The 16621-nt window shown below is 46.1% G+C and carries 18 protein-coding genes; all 18 read left to right on the forward strand.

Going from position 1 to position 16621, the window contains the following annotated elements; all coding sequences use genetic code 11:
• Positions 1 to 3548: helicase-exonuclease AddAB subunit AddA (addA, locus tag AC1DSE_RS15630; protein ID WP_477527867.1), on the forward strand; the 3548-nt coding region annotated here is incomplete at its 5' end.
• A gap of 15 nt (positions 3549 to 3563) precedes the next feature.
• Entirely contained in the window at positions 3564 to 4178 is a 615-nt protein-coding gene (locus tag AC1DSE_RS15635; RefSeq protein ID WP_477511363.1) for a hypothetical protein, read from the forward strand.
• A 127-nt stretch (positions 4179 to 4305) separates the two neighbouring features.
• Positions 4306 to 4653, forward strand: coding sequence for a histidine triad nucleotide-binding protein (locus AC1DSE_RS15640; RefSeq protein ID WP_477511364.1), 348 nt, complete (start codon positions 4306 to 4308; stop codon positions 4651 to 4653).
• Positions 4654 to 4744: 91 nt separating this feature from the next.
• Entirely contained in the window at positions 4745 to 4918 is a 174-nt protein-coding gene (gene rpsU / locus AC1DSE_RS15645; RefSeq protein ID WP_005547957.1) for a 30S ribosomal protein S21, read from the forward strand.
• A 15-nt stretch (positions 4919 to 4933) separates the two neighbouring features.
• A complete protein-coding gene (locus AC1DSE_RS15650; RefSeq protein WP_076266886.1) occupies positions 4934 to 5377 on the forward strand; it encodes a GatB/YqeY domain-containing protein in 444 nt (147 codons plus the stop codon).
• A gap of 156 nt (positions 5378 to 5533) precedes the next feature.
• A complete protein-coding gene (locus AC1DSE_RS15655; RefSeq protein WP_477511390.1) occupies positions 5534 to 6907 on the forward strand; it encodes an NfeD family protein in 1374 nt (457 codons plus the stop codon).
• Positions 6908 to 6940: 33 nt separating this feature from the next.
• Positions 6941 to 7930, forward strand: coding sequence for a flotillin-like protein FloA (floA, locus tag AC1DSE_RS15660; RefSeq protein ID WP_076266888.1), 990 nt, complete (start codon positions 6941 to 6943; stop codon positions 7928 to 7930).
• A gap of 70 nt (positions 7931 to 8000) precedes the next feature.
• On the forward strand, positions 8001 to 8495 hold the full coding sequence (locus AC1DSE_RS15665; RefSeq protein ID WP_477511366.1) for a hypothetical protein: 495 nt from the start codon (positions 8001 to 8003) through the stop codon (positions 8493 to 8495).
• 149 nt (positions 8496 to 8644) lie between these two features.
• Positions 8645 to 8923, forward strand: a complete 279-nt coding sequence (gene yqfC / locus AC1DSE_RS15670; RefSeq protein ID WP_076266890.1) for a sporulation protein YqfC — start codon at positions 8645 to 8647, stop codon at positions 8921 to 8923.
• A gap of 48 nt (positions 8924 to 8971) precedes the next feature.
• Positions 8972 to 10171 carry a sporulation protein YqfD gene (yqfD, locus tag AC1DSE_RS15675; protein ID WP_076266891.1) on the forward strand — a complete coding sequence of 400 codons (1200 nt, stop codon included), beginning with the start codon at positions 8972 to 8974 and terminating at the stop codon, positions 10169 to 10171.
• 6 nt (positions 10172 to 10177) lie between these two features.
• Entirely contained in the window at positions 10178 to 11149 is a 972-nt protein-coding gene (locus AC1DSE_RS15680) for a PhoH family protein (RefSeq protein ID WP_054026960.1), read from the forward strand.
• Between the two features lie 17 nt (positions 11150 to 11166).
• Positions 11167 to 13413, forward strand: a complete 2247-nt coding sequence (locus AC1DSE_RS15685) for an HD family phosphohydrolase (RefSeq protein WP_441881068.1) — start codon at positions 11167 to 11169, stop codon at positions 13411 to 13413.
• Positions 13410 to 13907 carry an rRNA maturation RNase YbeY gene (gene ybeY, locus AC1DSE_RS15690; RefSeq protein ID WP_477511368.1) on the forward strand — a complete coding sequence of 166 codons (498 nt, stop codon included), beginning with the start codon at positions 13410 to 13412 and terminating at the stop codon, positions 13905 to 13907. The genes AC1DSE_RS15685 and ybeY overlap by 4 nt, the downstream gene beginning before the upstream one ends.
• Complete coding sequence (locus tag AC1DSE_RS15695) at positions 13907 to 14269, forward strand: diacylglycerol kinase family protein (protein WP_477511369.1); 363 nt, start codon at positions 13907 to 13909, stop codon at positions 14267 to 14269. The genes ybeY and AC1DSE_RS15695 overlap by 1 nt, the downstream gene beginning before the upstream one ends.
• Positions 14270 to 14293: 24 nt before the next feature.
• On the forward strand, positions 14294 to 14731 hold the full coding sequence (gene cdd, locus AC1DSE_RS15700) for a cytidine deaminase (RefSeq protein WP_477511370.1): 438 nt from the start codon (positions 14294 to 14296) through the stop codon (positions 14729 to 14731).
• 8 nt (positions 14732 to 14739) lie between these two features.
• Complete coding sequence (era, locus tag AC1DSE_RS15705) at positions 14740 to 15663, forward strand: GTPase Era (RefSeq protein ID WP_054024225.1); 924 nt, start codon at positions 14740 to 14742, stop codon at positions 15661 to 15663.
• Positions 15664 to 15763: 100 nt separating this feature from the next.
• A complete protein-coding gene (locus tag AC1DSE_RS15710; protein WP_076266896.1) occupies positions 15764 to 15925 on the forward strand; it encodes a YqzL family protein in 162 nt (53 codons plus the stop codon).
• Positions 15926 to 16052: 127 nt separating this feature from the next.
• A partial coding sequence (gene recO / locus AC1DSE_RS15715) for a DNA repair protein RecO (RefSeq protein WP_477527868.1) occupies positions 16053 to 16621 on the forward strand: 569 nt, incomplete at its 3' end.

Raw genomic sequence — 16621 nt, forward strand, 5'->3', positions numbered from 1 at the left:
TGAATAGAGCATCGATTACGACACTACACTCATTTTGTATGGACGTCATTAGGCGTTACTATCCGTTAATCGGGCTTGATCCTGGCTTTCGTATTGCAAACGAGACCGAAAGCGAGCTAATGCGCCTTGACGTTCTCGATCAGCTATTTGAGCAAAAGTATGAAGGGRCTGGCGATAACGGCGCTTTTCTAAGGCTTGCCGATCGTTATGGCGGTGAGCGCGGCGATGAGCCTTTGTATCGGCTGGTTCAACAATTGTTCGACTTTGCGCAAAGCCATCCATGGCCTGAATATTGGCTTAGGCAAACAGCAGATGCCTTTAATATCGAGGATGTCGCAGCGCTGCAAAACAGTACGTGGGTTGTCAGTTTAATAGGCGACATTGAGATGGCTTTAGAAGGAGCGAGCTCGCTGCTGCATCAAGCCTTAGAGCTAACGCGACAACCTGCTGGCCCAGCACCTTATGCGGCTACCTTTGATGATGATTTGCAAATCATTAGCAGTCTCTCAGAGATGGTACATTCCATGCCCTGGGAAAGTTGGATAGCGCCTTTTCAGTCCATCGAATTCGGCAAGCTGAAGGCGATGCGCGGCGATGAATATGACAAGTCCCTTCAGGAGCAGGCGAAGGAGCTGCGCGATCAAGCAAAGAAGCTGATCACTTCACTTTCTGATGAGTTATTTGGCAGATCTGCGGAGCAGTTTTTGGAAGAGCTTCAGGAGCTTGCTCCACTGATGAAGGCGTTATCCGAGCTTGTTATCGAATTTGGTCAAGGCTATGAAGCGGCTAAACGCGCGAAAGGTATGCTCGATTTTGGCGATTTGGAGCACTATTGCTTACGAATTTTGCGTGATCCGTCTTCTACACCTGAACAAATGCTGCCTTCGATTGCAGCGATTGAATTCCAGCAGCAATTCGATGAAATATTGCTTGATGAATATCAAGATACGAATATGGTGCAGGAAGCAATTGTTTCGTTAATTGAACGGCCAGGTGCTGGCAATCGGTTTATGGTTGGCGATGTTAAGCAGAGCATTTACGGCTTCCGCCTTGCTGAGCCGAAGCTGTTTTTGCAAAAATATAAATCGTATCTGTCTCGTCATGAGATGAACAAGCGATCGGAAACAGAGGAATCTGACGCTCTGCGCATCGATTTGGCGCGCAACTTTCGCAGTCGATCGGAAGTTGTTGATGGCGTGAATGCGGTTTTCCGCGCCATCATGCGCGAGACTGTGGCCGAGATGGATTACGATGAGCGAGCAGAACTCGTGTGTGGCGCTACCTACCCAGATCCAGTGCCAGCCGATCGTTGTCAAGTTGAGTTTGCCGTATTGAATAAAGCGGATGCAGATGACGAAGAGACAGCTGATGCCGATAACTCAGAGTCATCAGAGGGACAGGGTGAGGGCGAGCAAGGAGAAAATGGAACGCTCCTCGAATCAGCTTCCGAGCTAAAGGCGGCGCAGTTGGAGGCGCGCTGGATCGCTCAGCAGCTGCAATCTCTTATCGACAGCGGATTCCAGGTTTATGATGGCAAACGGCGTGAGAATCGACCTATGCAATGGCGGGATGTTGTTATCTTGTTAAGGGCGACCCAGCAGTGGGCGCCAATTATCATTGAGGAGCTGCAAGGAAGCGGTATTCCTGCGTATGCGGAGCTGAGCAGCGGCTATTTTGAAGCGACGGAAGTCGAGACGATGCTTTCCTTGTTAAGAGTTATCGATAATCCGTATCAGGATATTCCGCTTGCGGCTGCATTGCGATCGCCATTATTTGCATTAAACGGTGAGGAACTTGCAAGAATACGCATCCAATCTGCGAAATCAACGTATTATGATGCGGTCCTTCAAGCAGCAGGCGATTTGTTTATGGATGAGGACACGCGCAGGAAGCTTTCGCTTTTCTTGGACAGCTTGGATCGCTGGCGTGAGGAAGCAAGGCAGGGCTCGCTTGCTAATTTGCTATGGGAAATCTACCGCGAGACCGGGTATTACGATTTTGTAGGCGGCTTGCCGGGAGGGACGCAGCGTCAAGCGAATTTGCGTGCGCTGCATGACCGGGCTCGGCAGTATGAAGCGACCTCGTTCCGCGGTTTGTTTCGATTTCTAAGATTTATCGAACGTATGCGCGATAGCGGCGGCGACTTGGGTACTGCAAGAGCGCTCGGCGAACAAGAGGATGTCGTTCGCATCATGTCCATTCATAAGAGCAAGGGGCTTGAATTTCCGGTTGTATTCGTAGCAGGTCTAGGCAAGCTGTTCAATCAGCAGGATGTGCGAAGTGCCTTCTTGAAACACAAAGAGCTCGGTTTCGGGCCTCGTTTTGTTGATCCTGCTCTTCGCATTAGTTATCCTACACTTCCTTATTTGGCTATTCGAAGAGCCATGCGTAAAGAAATGCTAGCAGAGGAAATGCGTATTTTGTATGTTGCGTTAACCCGGCCAAAGGAAAAAATGTTTCTCGTCGCGACTGTAGCGGATGCCGAAACCAAGCTTAAGCGATGGCTTTCTTCCGTCGATGCTTCAGGTAAAATGACTGATTTCCGGGTTGCTGCCGCACGCTCATTTATCGATTGGCTAGGTCCGCTAGCGGCTAGGCAAATCAATGACAGTCAGCTGGCTGACTACAATGCTCCGAACTGGCATGCTGGTGTTGTTTCAGCTTCTATATTCGGCACTGAAGCCGCAGCGGCGTCAGAGACGGAGCTGCAGGACCAGGACAAGGAAGATCGGCTTCAAGCGGTTACTTCACTATCGCTTCTTGAGCATGTAGAAGCAGATGATGAGCTGCGTGAGCGGTTGGAGTGGCATTATCCGCATCAAGAAGCGGCGGCACTCGCTGCCAAAACATCGGTTACGGAAATGAAGAGGCTGTATTCGGAGGAGCAGGAGGATGCGGTTCCATTGGACGAGCTGAATCAGCATCAGGCGAATACACATCTTCAAGAAGCTGCAACTGCTCCAGAAGCATCGTATACGTTCCGACTGCGACGTCCAGCCTTTATGGAGGAAAAGTCGCTTACAGCAGCTGAGAAGGGCTCTGTTAATCATTTGCTTATGCAGCTTGTCTCCCTCACAGAGGAAATAGATGAACCGATGCTTAAACAAACGCTTGATCATATGATTGAACAGCGTTTATTAACAGTAAAGCAATCGGAGGCAATCGATTTGCCGAACGTCGCAGCTTTTTTCCAAAGCGAGCTGGGACAGCGGTTGTTAAACGCTGACTGGGTGCGAAGAGAGGTTCCGTTCAGCTGCATGTTCCCTGCTAAACGTGTTTATCCGAATTCAGATCTAGATGAGCCGATATTGATTCAAGGGGTAATAGACTGTTTGTTCGAGGATGCTGCTGGCGTCGTACTGCTCGATTATAAGACGGATCGAATTTATAAGGAGCAATGGGTAGAAGCAGCGGAGCGGCATCGTTTCCAGCTGGAGCTGTATGCCGAAGCAATCGAATCTGTTCTCGGGAGAAAAGTGGATGAGAGCCATGTCTTTTTCTTTGACGGGGGTCAATCCGTTCACCTTAAGAGAACAAACCAAATCTAAAAGGAGGCTGTGAAGTTGGAACCACAGCAAACGGGCAAACGCTCTATCGCGCTGCCGATAACTCTCGTTATTCTTGTATTCAGCTTAATCGGCAATGTTTTTTTGTACTCGCAATTTTTACAAAATAAACAAGAAAACAATTATGTAAAAGGCCAAAAAATATTTGAAGCAGCGATTGGTTCTAAAGATTATGTAGAAAAAATGCTTCCGCAGCTGGATGCTTTGCTTCAAAGTAAAACTTTAGACGAACGGTATGCCATTGCATTTCTTTCAGGTCAAGCAGCTGCGAGCGGCCATGCTTTGGTGGAATTTACTGCAGAAGCAGCAAGCGTGAATGCAGAGCCGGAAAAAATCAATAAAGAGCTTACCTCAGCCTATGTAACTGATGTCGTTAAAGGCTTGCAAACGATTGGTCACTATGATGGTGCTCTGAACGAAACCGATGCAGCGTACATTCAGGGATTAAAAAGTGCGTTTGAAACCATATCAGGTATTATGAGTGGTTTTAATGCAAATATCGGGGAGAGCCGCATTGCAATTATTCGATTGTCCAGCGGGCTTGAATGGGCTCAGCTTGTTGAACAGATGCAGGCTGTTATGAAGGAAAAATCAGCTGAGATTTCGAAGTAGCAGCATGGATTCTGTCGTTTTTTTGGAAGGGTGCCTTCGAAGTTTTTGCGGGTTATCTTTAATGATTGGACGAGCGGCTAAAATTTCGGTATGATATGGTAAGGAAAGCGAATAGGGGGTGAAACCTATGGACTGTATTTTCTGTAAATTAATCGAGGGTGCAATACCTTCGAAGAAGGTATTTGAGAATGACAGAATTCTCGCATTCCACGATATACAGCCAGCTGCTCCTGTACATATTCTTATCATTCCTAAGAAGCATATCGCAACGATGAATGATGTTACCGATGAAGATGACGAGGTCATAGCCGAGATGTTCGCGGTAGCTCGTCAAATCGCAAAGGAAGAAGGAATTGCGGAGTCAGGCTATCGACTGGTCAACAATGTTAATGCCGACGGAGGACAGCTTGTTTATCATCTGCATATCCATGTATTGGGGGGAACGAAACTTTCTTCTCGGGTTGTAGATATCTAAAGTTGACACTGCCTTTTGGTTTGACATATAATGAAATTTGATAAACCGTGTTATAGCTCTGGACGGTCTGTTTCGGAGGGAGGGAAAACTGGTGTCTGAAACTAAAGTTCGCAAAAACGAAACTATTGATGCTGCGCTTCGCCGCTTTAAACGTTCCATCGCTAAAGATGGTGTTCTAGCTGAGGTGAAAAAACGCAAGCATTATGAAAAGCCAAGTGTAAAGCGCAAGAAGAAGTCTGAGGCTGCGCGCAAGAGAAAGTTTTAGGAGGATCCTTCCATAATGAACCTGAGCGAAAGATTGACCGATGATATGAAGCAAGCCATGAAGAATCAGGACAAGTTTAAACTTTCCGTTATTCGTATGATGCGCGCGTCAGTGAAAAACTTGGAAATCGATCTCAAGCGTCCATTGGACGATAACGAAGTGCTTGATATATTGAGTCGCGAAATCAAACAACGTAAAGATTCCCTCCAAGAATTTAAAAAAGCCAGCCGCGATGATTTAGTAGCGGGTCTTGTGGTCGAAATTGAAATTATTAGTCAATACCTTCCCGAACAGCTGACTGAAGAAGAGATTCAAGAGATAGTAACGCAGACCATCCATGAACTCGGTGCTTCTTCCAAAGCCGATATGGGAAAAGTTATGAGTGCCCTTTTGCCTAAAACAAAAGGACGCGCTGACGGTAAACTAGTAAATCAGCTCGTTCAGCAACATCTCAACTAACTAAACATACGGACTCACAAAACACCCCTTAACGGGGGTGTTTTTTTGTACGTTTCAAGTGTAAATGGTATGATATGGAGAAGGCTGCCTGAAACGTTTTCATTTGTCAAACGTAGTAGAAAGCAAACACGAAAAAAAGGAGGAACCTTCTTGCACATGAATCGATGGCGAAGAAGTATGTCCGCCACTCCAATCGCATTGATCGCAGCGGTGTTAATGGTGACGCTTGCAGCATTATTTGGTTCACCGGGGGAGAAAGCAAAGGCAGCAAATGAAGTTGGCCCAGCAGTGTATGTGATTCCCGTTAAACAAACGGTGGAATCGGGGCTTCAATCCTTTTTGGAGAGAGCCTTTAAAGAAGCTGAGGAAGCAAAAGCTGAGCATGTGATTCTCGTTATTAATACGCTTGGCGGCAAAGTCGTAAACGCAGAGGAAATTGGTCATCTTATAAGGGAGAGCGCCATTCCTACTACGGCTTTTGTTGAGGGGAAAGCCGTATCAGCAGGCACTTATATTGCTTTAAATGCTGATAATATCATCATGCAGCCGGGCAGTACGATTGGTGCAGCTGCTGTAGTGGATGGCTCAGGGACATTAGAGGATAATCCCAAAACGATTTCCTATTGGACCTCTGAAATGAGTGAGTCAGCAGGATTGCAGGGTCGCGACAAGAGTATCGCTGTCGCTATGGCGGATCCGAATGCAATGGTGGAGCTGAAAGACAAGCTTGGCAGAGATAAGCTGAAGGGAGAAATTCTTACCCTGTCAGCAAGTGAAGCTGAGAAAGTCGGATACTCTGAGCATACAGCAGCAAACGTTGATGAAGCAATCAAATGGCTGGGCTTGGAAGGCAGAACACAAATTGAGGTTGTTCCGTCACTTGCGGAAAATGTAGCTAGATGGCTGCTCAATCCAATCGTTATGACGATTTTGCTCATACTTGGCATTGCTGGTATCGTTATTGAAATGATCATTCCAGGCTTTGGAGTACCGGGCGTTGTTGGAATATTATCGTTTGCCCTTTATTTCTTTGGCCACTATGTTGCTGGATTTGCCGGTATGGAGTCGGTCGTGCTGTTCGTAATTGGAATAGCCTTGCTCATAATCGAGGTGTTTGTACCAAGCTTTGGGATTTTGGGCTTGCTCGGCAGTGCTGCGTTGGTAGCAGGAGTCGTTACCGCAGCTTCAGACCCAATGACGGCTTTCATATCGATCGTCATTGCGTTAGTTGTAGCCACCATTCTAATCGTTATTTTTATTAGAATGAACAAATCCAGAGGTATTTGGAACAAATTTATATTGCGCGAGAAGCTGACAACGGAGCAAGGTTTTGTTTCTGCGGATATAAAGGATTCACTGCTCGGATTGCAAGGGACAACAATTACTCCGCTGAGACCGGCAGGAACAATTGTTATTAATGACAAGCGAATTGATGTCGTTACCTCTGGTGAGTTTATCGATACGAACCGAACGGTGACCGTCATTAAAGCGGAAGGTACTTGGGTCGTTGTCAAAGAAGTAACAAAATAGAGAAAACGAATATACAAATGGAGGTTGGAACAAATGGATCCTATCGTATCTTTTTTAATTTTGGCTGTCGTTGTTATTATCGTACTGTCCGTATTCTTAAGCTTTTTCCCGATTATGCTGTGGGTATCTGCATTAGCATCGGGCGTTAGAGTTGGAATTATTACGCTCGTTGCCATGCGTCTTCGCCGCGTCGTACCAAGCAGAATCGTCAACCCGTTAATTAAGGCAACAAAAGCAGGGCTGGGACTTAACATAAACCAGCTTGAGAGTCACTTCTTGGCAGGCGGTAACGTCGATCGGGTTGTCAATGCGTTGATTGCAGCGCAACGTGCGAACATTCCACTTATATTCGAACGCGCGGCGGCTATCGATTTGGCTGGTCGTGATGTACTACAAGCCGTACAAATGAGCGTTAATCCGCGCGTTATTGAAACACCAATCGTAGCTGCGGTTGCGAAGGATGGTATTGAAGTGAAAGTAAAAGCTCGTGTTACAGTTCGTGCCAACATTGAACGCCTAGTCGGTGGTGCTGGTGAAGAAACTATCATTGCTCGTGTTGGTGAAGGGATTGTAACGACTGTAGGTTCTGCTGGCTCACATAAAGACGTTTTGGAAAATCCGGACATGATCTCTCGCACTGTGCTTGGCAAAGGGCTTGACGCAGGTACAGCGTTTGAAATATTGTCAATCGATATCGCGGACGTTGATGTAGGCAAAAACATTGGTGCACATCTTCAAACGGAACAAGCGGAAGCGGACAAAAAAATCGCTCAAGCAAAAGCCGAGGAGCGCCGTGCGATGGCCGTTGCTCACGAACAGGAAATGAAAGCAAAAGTCGTTGAGATGGAAGCGCGCGTAGTAGAGTCGGAATCACAAGTTCCACTTGCCATGGCTGAAGCGCTTAGAAGCGGGAAAATTGGCGTTATGGACTATATGAACTTGAAAAACATCGAAGCGGATACCCATATGCGCAGCTCTATCGGCAAGCAGGACAGTTCTACGGACATTAAAGACGGCCGATAAAGTCGATGGCTCAGTTATTTGGTCGGATCAAGTAGGATCAACGTAACTGAGCCTTGGAGGTGAAGGCAAGTTGAAGATTATAGAATTTCTGATGAATAACATATTTATCGTTGTCGTTATATTGGGTGCGCTGGCTTCGATATTCGGCAAATCCGGCGCGAAGAAGAAGCCTGGTCAAATGCCTGACTTTGGCGGCGGAGGGCTGCCGCGTTCATTGTTCCCGCAGTCCGGAGAACAGGAGCGAGAGGTAGAGCGCCCGCAACCGCAACCGCCGCAGGCAGCTGGAGGAACGGTTTATCGCTCTGTAACTGACGTTGAGCGTTCTTCTGATATGAATTCGACACGTTCTAGCAGAGAGAGCGCAGAAGCGCCGCAAACTGCTTCTCTGCAGCGCGCGCTTCAAAGAGCAGCAGCTAACAAAGAAACAGCACAGGTTGCAGCACAGCGCAATTATGGAAGCCAGAGCATCAACACAGCATCCATTCGATCCGATGATTTGCGGAAAGCAGTTATTTGGGCCGAAGTATTAGGACCGCCTCGCTCGAAAAAACCTTTTCGAAAATAAATTTAAACCGCCTAAGCGCTGCGCTTAGGCGGTTTTTTTATTTTGGAGCCATAATTATCGAGCGGTTCGCATATTTTGGTACAGTACATGAAAATCGCCATTCCTTTGCTTTACTTTTAGCAAACCTTGAAGGAGGCAAAGAATCGTACATGCGCCACATAAAAAAGAGATTTCGCAAAATGACAGCAGAGCTGCTTGATATGCCGCATGATGTCGTATTTGATTTGCCGCGATTAACAATGATTGGAGACTGCCAATTATATATCGAGAACCATCGTGGTGTTGTTCATTTCTCTAGTGAGCGATTGAGACTCGCACTAAGCAAAGGCCAGTTGGAGGTTACGGGAAGCTCTCTAGTTATCCGCACCATTTGGACAGAAGAAGTGTTTATTGAGGGACAAATTACGAATATTCAATTGATTCCATGAAATAGATAAGGCGATTTTCTATATTAATAGCTGAGGTAATGGAGGGGAATGGACGTGAGCGGACAAGGTGCAAATTGGTTAAAGGGTATGGTCACCATTCATATTCGGGGGGGACAACCTGAGCAGCTCGTCAACCGAGCGCTGGCTGGCGGCTTGCAGCTGTCTTCCATCAGATGGACAAGCAGCGGCTTGCTTGAATGTGAGCTGTCAATCAGTGATTTTTTTGGCCTTCGTCCGTATTTAAAAGAGACAGGCTGTCGTGTTCATGTTACGAAGCGCAAAGGATTGCCTTTTCTGCTTGTCAAAGCAGAGCGCAGAAAGCTGTTTGCGGCTGGCATCGTGTTGTTTTTTGCGATTATCTTTATGCTGTCCTCGCTCGTATGGAGCATCGAAGTGCAAGGCAATGTCAAGCTGACGGAGGATCAAATAAGGGCTGCTGCCAAAGAGGAAGGCTTATATCCTATGCAGTGGTCTTTCCGTTTAACCGATGCTGATGTGCTGTCCAAGCAGCTTGTTCGCAAGCTTCCAGGCTCAACCTGGGTTGGTGTGGAGAAAAAGGGGACAAAGGTTATTATTCAAGTGGTTGAATCAACGATACCGGATAAGGCTTCCTTGAATACACCTCGACATTTGGTGGCATCTGATGATGCTGTAGTTACCGAAATTATAGCAGAGGCGGGACGGCCCGTCGTTCGAAAAAATACGAAAGTGAAAAAAGACCAAATTTTGATCTCGGGAACGATTGGGGGAGAAATGAATTCGCGCACTGTCGTTGCCAAGGGCAATGTTCGTGGGCTTGTTTGGTACGAATTTGAAATTTCTTCACCGCTTGTTCAACAGGTTAAGGTGTATACTGGAGATAAAGAGACGAAATGGTTTGCAGTCATCGGCTCGAGAGCGCTTCAGCTTAGCGGGTACGGTGATTCTGCTTTCGGAAAATCCGAATCGATTAAGCATGAGGAGAAGGTTTCCTGGCGCAATTGGTCTCTTCCAATTGGTAGAATGAAGGAGACCATAATGGAAACCCGTATGGAAGACCGCACGCTTACCGAAGAAGAAGCGAAGAACGTCGGCATTCTGCAGGCTAAAGCCAAATTGCTGCTTAAAACAGGCAGCGATGCAGTCATCCGCGATGAAATTGTTTTGCATGAAAAGGCGGACAATGGTAAAGTTTATATGAAAGTTCTTTTTGAAGTCGAGCAATCTATCGTTAAGGAAATGCCACTAGTCCATATGCAGGGAGAATGAGGATTGTTGCAAATTGAAACGAAAGTAGTAAAGATACCGCTCGGCAACGCAGCGGAAGGACTTGGAGTATTCGGACCACAGGATAATTTTTTACGTCTCATTCAAGCGCAAGTAGAGTCTTCGATTACATCGCGTGAAGCGGAAATTGTCATATCAGGTCCTGTAGAAGAGGTTGATTCGTTAGAACAACTATACAATGTGCTCTTACAGCTCGTTCGCGGGGGCTATAAGCCATCAGAGCGTGATGTTGCATATGCACTTGAGCTCGCCAGATCGATGCAGGCAGAAGAGCTGTTGGACTTGTTTAAGAAAGAAATTACAACTACCTTCCGTGGTAAGCCGATTCGGGTAAAGACGATCGGTCAACGCCATTATGTGAAGACGATCCGCAAGAAGGATATCGTGTTTGGAATAGGTCCAGCCGGAACAGGTAAGACATATTTGGCCGTTGTGCTCGCTGTCGCTGCTTTGAAGGAAGGCTCGGTAAAAAGAATTGTTCTTACGAGACCTGCCGTAGAAGCGGGAGAAAATCTCGGCTTTTTGCCAGGCGATTTGCAGGAGAAGGTCGATCCTTATCTTCGTCCTTTGTATGATGCACTGCATGATGTGCTTGGACCTGATCAGACGGTCAAAGCGCTTGAGCGCGGTATGATTGAAATTGCTCCGCTTGCTTATATGCGGGGCAGAACGCTTGACGATGCGTTTATTATTTTGGATGAAGCACAAAATACGACGCCTGAGCAAATGAAAATGTTTCTAACAAGACTAGGATTTAGTTCTAAAATGGTTATAACGGGAGACGTTACGCAAATCGATTTGCCGAGGGGCAAAAACTCAGGCTTAATTGAAGCTCAGCGGATTCTGAGAGACATAGAGGAAATTGGCATCATCCTTTTCTCAGAGCAAGACGTCGTTCGTCATTCGCTCGTTCAAAAGATTATTGTTGCCTACAACTGGGATGCTGAAAACAAAGCCTAGAAAGGGATGTCTGCTGCATGAACCAAAACCAGACCGGAAAACAAGGGAACTTGCGGCCGTCCAAAACGGCGGGTTGGAAGCAGAGTGCAGCCGTTCGCTGGGTGCTGATGTTGATGTTTGTGCTGCTATTCTATTTCAGCTTAGCTCCGCATCTCGTTCCTGAAACCTATGATATTCAGGAGGGCGCTGTAAGCGAGAAGGATATCAAAGCGCCCTTCCAAATTAAAGACGAGAAGGCGACTAGACAAGCGGAAGAGGATGCAGCCGAGAAAGTCGATGTCATCTATTCGATAGTACCGCTACGCAACGAGGTGCTTGTCGACCAAATCTTTGTTCGAATAGAGCAGCTGAATCAGGACGATCAAGTAACCTTGCAAAATAAGATTGATATTTATCGCAATGAAATTCCAGGCCGTTATTCGGAGTATATTGATACCTTTGTTAAGCTGAATAAGGGCCGTGGAACTTATAACAACACGCTGCTTGAGGAAATGGCGCTTATAGCGAAGGAGCAGCAATACACCATTCCGGAAGAAACCTTTTACAAGATGCCTAATCTAACAGCAGAAACGCTAACCGAGATGCGCGATGTAGCTCGGGATATTGTGCGTAAACTGACGGTAGAGCAGCTTCGTGATGCGGAAACCGCTCGAACACAGGTTGCGGAACTTGTTAATGCAAGCTCGCTATCCAGTCGGACAAGCAGAGAAATTGTGCAGGAGCTTGCGAGATTTGCCATCATGCCCAACAAGTTTCTGGATAAGGAAGCAACGGATGAGGCTAAAGTGCAGGCTAAGCAAAACACGCCGCCTGTCTTAATTAAAGAAGGTGAGCTGATCGTGAAGCGCGGTCAGACGATTACGCCTGAATTGTACAAGCTGCTCGTAGATTCTTCCCTGCTGCAGGATCGTAAGACTTATTGGCCGCAGTTCGGATTGCTAATCATGTCTGTGATGTTTATCGTCGTCATTTACGCGTATTTGCATCAGTCTGGAAGTATCAATGGGATTAAGCCCAAATATAACAACTCTTCTCTTTTGATGTTGTGGCTCATCTTTCTGATCAATATTATTACGATGGAGATTACTTCGTTGACGCAGACGGATGCTGCCCCTTATGCGGGTTATTTGGCTCCTGCTGCTCTCGGAACGATGCTGATTACCTTGCTGCTAGATATGCATCTAGCCATGATCAGCTCCATAATATTTGCAATAATGGGCAGTATTATATTGAACACGAGCCAGCATCAAATTTTTGATTTCCAGTATGGCTTTGTCATTATTGTCGTTTCGTTTGCTGCCATCTTCTCGATTCATAGAGCGAGTCAGCGATCAACAATATTGAAGGCCGGAATAATGGTGAGTTTATTTGGCTCCTTGTCCGTTTTATCCATTTTACTGCTGTCTGAACAGCTGGAACGTGCTCATTTTATCTACTCCGTTGCTTTTGCGTTTGCTAGCGGTTTGATTACTGCGGTGCTCGTCATTGGCTTGATGCCGTTCTTTGAAGTTACATTCGGCATTTTATCTGCGCTTAAGCTTGTAGAGCTTTCGAATCCCAATCACCCGCTGCTTCGCAAGCTGTTGACTGAAACGCCGGGAACCTATCACCATAGCGTAATGGTGGGCAATTTGTCAGAGGCGGCAGCAGAATCAATTGGGGCAGACGGCTTATTATGCCGGGTTGGCTCGTTTTACCACGATATTGGGAAGACGAAGCGGCCGAATTATTTTATCGAAAACCAATCCAATATTGAAAATCCGCACGATACGATTGATCCTAAGTTAAGCAAATCAATCATTGTTGCTCATGCGAGAGACGGAGTCGATATGCTTAAAGGGCATAATATCCCTAAGCCGATCCGCGATATTGCAGAGCAGCACCATGGGACAACATCGCTGAAATTCTTTTATTACAAAGCGATAAAACAAGCGGAAGAACAAGGTGTCGAACCTGCGTTTACGGAAGATGATTTTAGGTATCCTGGTCCGAAGGCACAGTCAAAGGAAGCGGCTGTTGTTGGCATTGCTGATTGCGTGGAAGCAGCGGTTCGCAGCCTTCGCAACCCGACAGTAGAGCAGGTAGAAGCAATGATTAACAAAATTATTAAAAGCAGGCTGGATGACAATCAATACAATGAATGTGATTTAACGTTGAAGGAGCTGGACAAAATTGCGCATTCACTAAAGGAAAGCGTAATTGGCATCTTCCATTCACGTATTGAATATCCGGATGATGTGAAAACAAAGGAGCGTTTGTCATGAGCTTGCAACTCGGTTGGAGCAATGAGCAGGAAAAGCTGGAAATACTCGAGGATTGGATTACAAAAATAGAGCAATTGCTGCAATTGGCTGGTGAAGCGGAAGGCATTTCCGATGGTGAGGTGTCTTTAACATTCACAAACGATGAGGAAATTCATCAGCTGAATCGTGAATATCGCGGAATTGATCGTCCAACCGATGTATTGTCATTCGCTATGCAAGAAGATGGCGTGGATGAGCTTGATATTATTTTTGAAGTGGACAGCGAGGATGAGAAGGACCCGATCTCAGGCATGCTTGGCGATATTATAATAAGCGTGGATACGGCTCTTGCTCAAAGCGAGGAGTACGGTCATTCCTTGGAACGCGAAATCGGCTTTTTGTTTGTACATGGTTTTTTGCATTTGATCGGTTACGATCATCAGGATGATGAAACCGAAGCCGAAATGACCGCTAAGCAAGAAGCGATTTTGCAGCAGGCTGGCTTAACTCGTTAATGCGAAAAGTTATATCTAGTTTCGCAGTTGCAATATCCGGCATAGGCTTTGCTCTTCGGACTCAAAGTCATATGCGGTTTCACGCAATTGCCGCCGCAGTGGTGTGCTGTTTAGGTTTTATGCTATCACTTAAGCCGCTTGAATGGGCGATTATTTTAATGGCGATCGCCCTCGTGATAAGTGCTGAAATGGTAAATACGGCAATTGAACAGGCGGTTGATCTAGCAAGCCCCAATATTCATCCAGTAGCTAAAGCTGCTAAGGATGTTGCTGCTGGGGCGGTGTTAGTTGCTGCTGCAATTTCTGCAATTATAGGGCTGCTCATACTTGGGCCGCCCTTATGGCATTTAATAATGGATTAAAAAACGGGGAATGGCGGGATATTTATGGTGGTTTTTGAAGGATTGTCGGAGTCTTACACTTCGCTAATGATTTCGGCTAAGGAAGCGATGTCAAGAGCATACGTTCCTTATTCAAATTTCCAGGTTGGAGCAGCACTGCTTGACGATGAGGGCCAAGTCCATTATGGTTGCAACATAGAGAACGCAGCTTACAGTCCAACAAACTGTGCGGAGCGTACCGCATTATATCGCGCAGTAGCGGATGGAAAGCGACCAGGACAATTCCAAGCAATAGCTGTTATTGGCGATACGGATACTCCAATCGCGCCATGCGGCGTTTGCCGCCAGGTTCTAGTTGAGCTATGTCCGCCAGAAATGCCTGTCATTATGGGGAATTTAAAAGGTCAATGGACGATCTCAACCGTTTCAGGCATATTGCCGGGTGCCTTCACGCCGGCTTCATTAGATAATAGGGAGCGTTAAACAAGAATATGAATCAAAAAACATCAAATGAACGCAGCAACAAAAAATTTCGGTCCGGTTTCGTAGCTATAATCGGCAGGCCAAATGTTGGTAAATCAACGTTGATGAACCATCTTATCGGTCAAAAAATTGCGATTATGTCAGATAAACCGCAAACGACACGGAATAAAATTCATGGTGTTTATACGACAAATGACACACAAATCGTGTTTCTTGATACACCTGGTATTCATAAACCACAATCCAAGCTTGGGAATTATATGATGCAAACCGCGGAAAGCGCGCTTCGTGAAGTGGAAGCAGCGCTCTTTCTAATCGATGCGTCAGAGGGACTAGGCGGCGGTGACCGTTTTATTATTGAACAGCTGAAAAAAGTGAAAACACCTGTTTTCCTAGTAATGAACAAAATCGATAAAGTAGAGCCTGAACAGCTTCTGCCGATGATTACACAATATAATGCATTGCATGAATTTGCGGAAATTATCCCAATTTCAGCGCTTAAGGGTAATAATGTGGAAACCTTGCTTGAACAGCTGACACGTTATTTGCCAGAAGGACCACAGTATTATCCAGCAGATCAAATTACTGATCACCCTGAGCAATTTGTTTGTTCGGAGCTTATTCGCGAGAAAATATTGCATATGACGCGTGAAGAGATTCCACATTCAATCGCAGTGACCATTGAGGATATGCGCGTAAAGGAAAATGGAGTCGTCTATATCGGCGCTGTTATTTTTGTAGAGCGTGATTCTCAGAAGGGTATCATCATTGGCAAAAAAGGTGATTTGCTGAAGGAAGTTGGCAAACAAGCGCGAAAAGATATCGAAGCGCTCCTTGGCTCACGCATCTTTCTTGAGCTGTGGGTAAAAGTGAAGAAGGATTGGCGCAATCAGGAGCGTGTGCTGAAGGATCTTGGTTACCGGAACGAATAAGCATAATTGACGTATTTTGTTAAGGATAGACATGAGCGGTTTATCGCATCCTATTAACGTCTGAAGCAGCATTTCAGGGGACGGAAAGGGATGAATACGTATGCGGAATTTTTCGTGGAAGTATTTTACGTTGACCGGGGATGTCGAGTCTTTCATGTTATACAAGGAAATACACCAATACGGAGCAGAAGGCAGCTCCGATGCGTTAGTAGGAAATCAGGATGAGCTTGCCGAGCTGGACCTCGAGGACACATCTGTCTAACGTATCAATGGCATTATTTGAATCGGTTGATCAAGTATAGAGCTTTTGTGTTTTTAACAGCTAAACGTATGTTTGCCGCCATGGGACGGTAAACATACGTTTCTGCTTTCAGGGGAGAGTTTGCATTATGTTGTATCGTGTCGAGGGAATTGTGCTGCGAAGCATGGATTACGGGGAAGGCAATAAAATTGTTACTCTGCTGACGAAGACAAATGGAAAAGCGGGTGTACTTATACGCGGAGCGAAAAAGGTGAAAAGCAAACATTCTTCGCTCGCGCAGCCGTTTACATATGGAGAGTTTGTTTATTTCCGAAGCAGCGGGCTTGGCACGCTTAATCATGGTGAGATTATTGAATCTCACCATGTTTTGCGTGAGAAGCTTGATTTGGCTGCTTATTCCTCTTACGTAGCAGAATTGACGGATCGTTCAATACAGGACGACGAGGCAACGGGTTTTCATTTTGAGCAGCTAAAAGCATGTCTTTCTGCACTTCAAGAAGGCAAAGACCCGCAAATCGTTTCTCATCTTTATGAAATGCGCATTTTGGATTTGTCTGGTTATGCTCCTGCACTTGATGAGTGTGTAAGCTGTGGAAACGTTGTTGGTCCTTTTAAACTTTCTCCCTATGCGGGTGGAATATTATGCTCAAGATGTACTGGTAAAGATCCTCATGCGATTTCGCTAGGGGAGGGTGC

Source organism: Paenibacillus sp. 01L418, from assembly GCF_056400045.1.

What these genes read in the sequence shown, in the direction of transcription:
- AC1DSE_RS15640 (WP_477511364.1), top strand. Translation starts at nt 4,306, where the DNA reads ATGGACTGTATTTTCTGTAAATTAATCGAGGGTGCAATACCTTCGAAG.
- AC1DSE_RS15650 (WP_076266886.1), top strand. Translation starts at nt 4,934, where the DNA reads ATGAACCTGAGCGAAAGATTGACCGATGATATGAAGCAAGCCATGAAG.
- AC1DSE_RS15655 (WP_477511390.1), top strand. Translation starts at nt 5,534, where the DNA reads ATGAATCGATGGCGAAGAAGTATGTCCGCCACTCCAATCGCATTGATC.
- floA (WP_076266888.1), top strand. Translation starts at nt 6,941, where the DNA reads ATGGATCCTATCGTATCTTTTTTAATTTTGGCTGTCGTTGTTATTATC.
- yqfC (WP_076266890.1), top strand. Translation starts at nt 8,645, where the DNA reads ATGCGCCACATAAAAAAGAGATTTCGCAAAATGACAGCAGAGCTGCTT.
- yqfD (WP_076266891.1), top strand. Translation starts at nt 8,972, where the DNA reads ATGGACGTGAGCGGACAAGGTGCAAATTGGTTAAAGGGTATGGTCACC.
- AC1DSE_RS15685 (WP_441881068.1), top strand. Translation starts at nt 11,167, where the DNA reads ATGAACCAAAACCAGACCGGAAAACAAGGGAACTTGCGGCCGTCCAAA.
- ybeY (WP_477511368.1), top strand. Translation starts at nt 13,410, where the DNA reads ATGAGCTTGCAACTCGGTTGGAGCAATGAGCAGGAAAAGCTGGAAATA.
- AC1DSE_RS15695 (WP_477511369.1), top strand. Translation starts at nt 13,907, where the DNA reads ATGCGAAAAGTTATATCTAGTTTCGCAGTTGCAATATCCGGCATAGGC.
- cdd (WP_477511370.1), top strand. Translation starts at nt 14,294, where the DNA reads ATGGTGGTTTTTGAAGGATTGTCGGAGTCTTACACTTCGCTAATGATT.
- era (WP_054024225.1), top strand. Translation starts at nt 14,740, where the DNA reads ATGAATCAAAAAACATCAAATGAACGCAGCAACAAAAAATTTCGGTCC.
- AC1DSE_RS15710 (WP_076266896.1), top strand. Translation starts at nt 15,764, where the DNA reads ATGCGGAATTTTTCGTGGAAGTATTTTACGTTGACCGGGGATGTCGAG.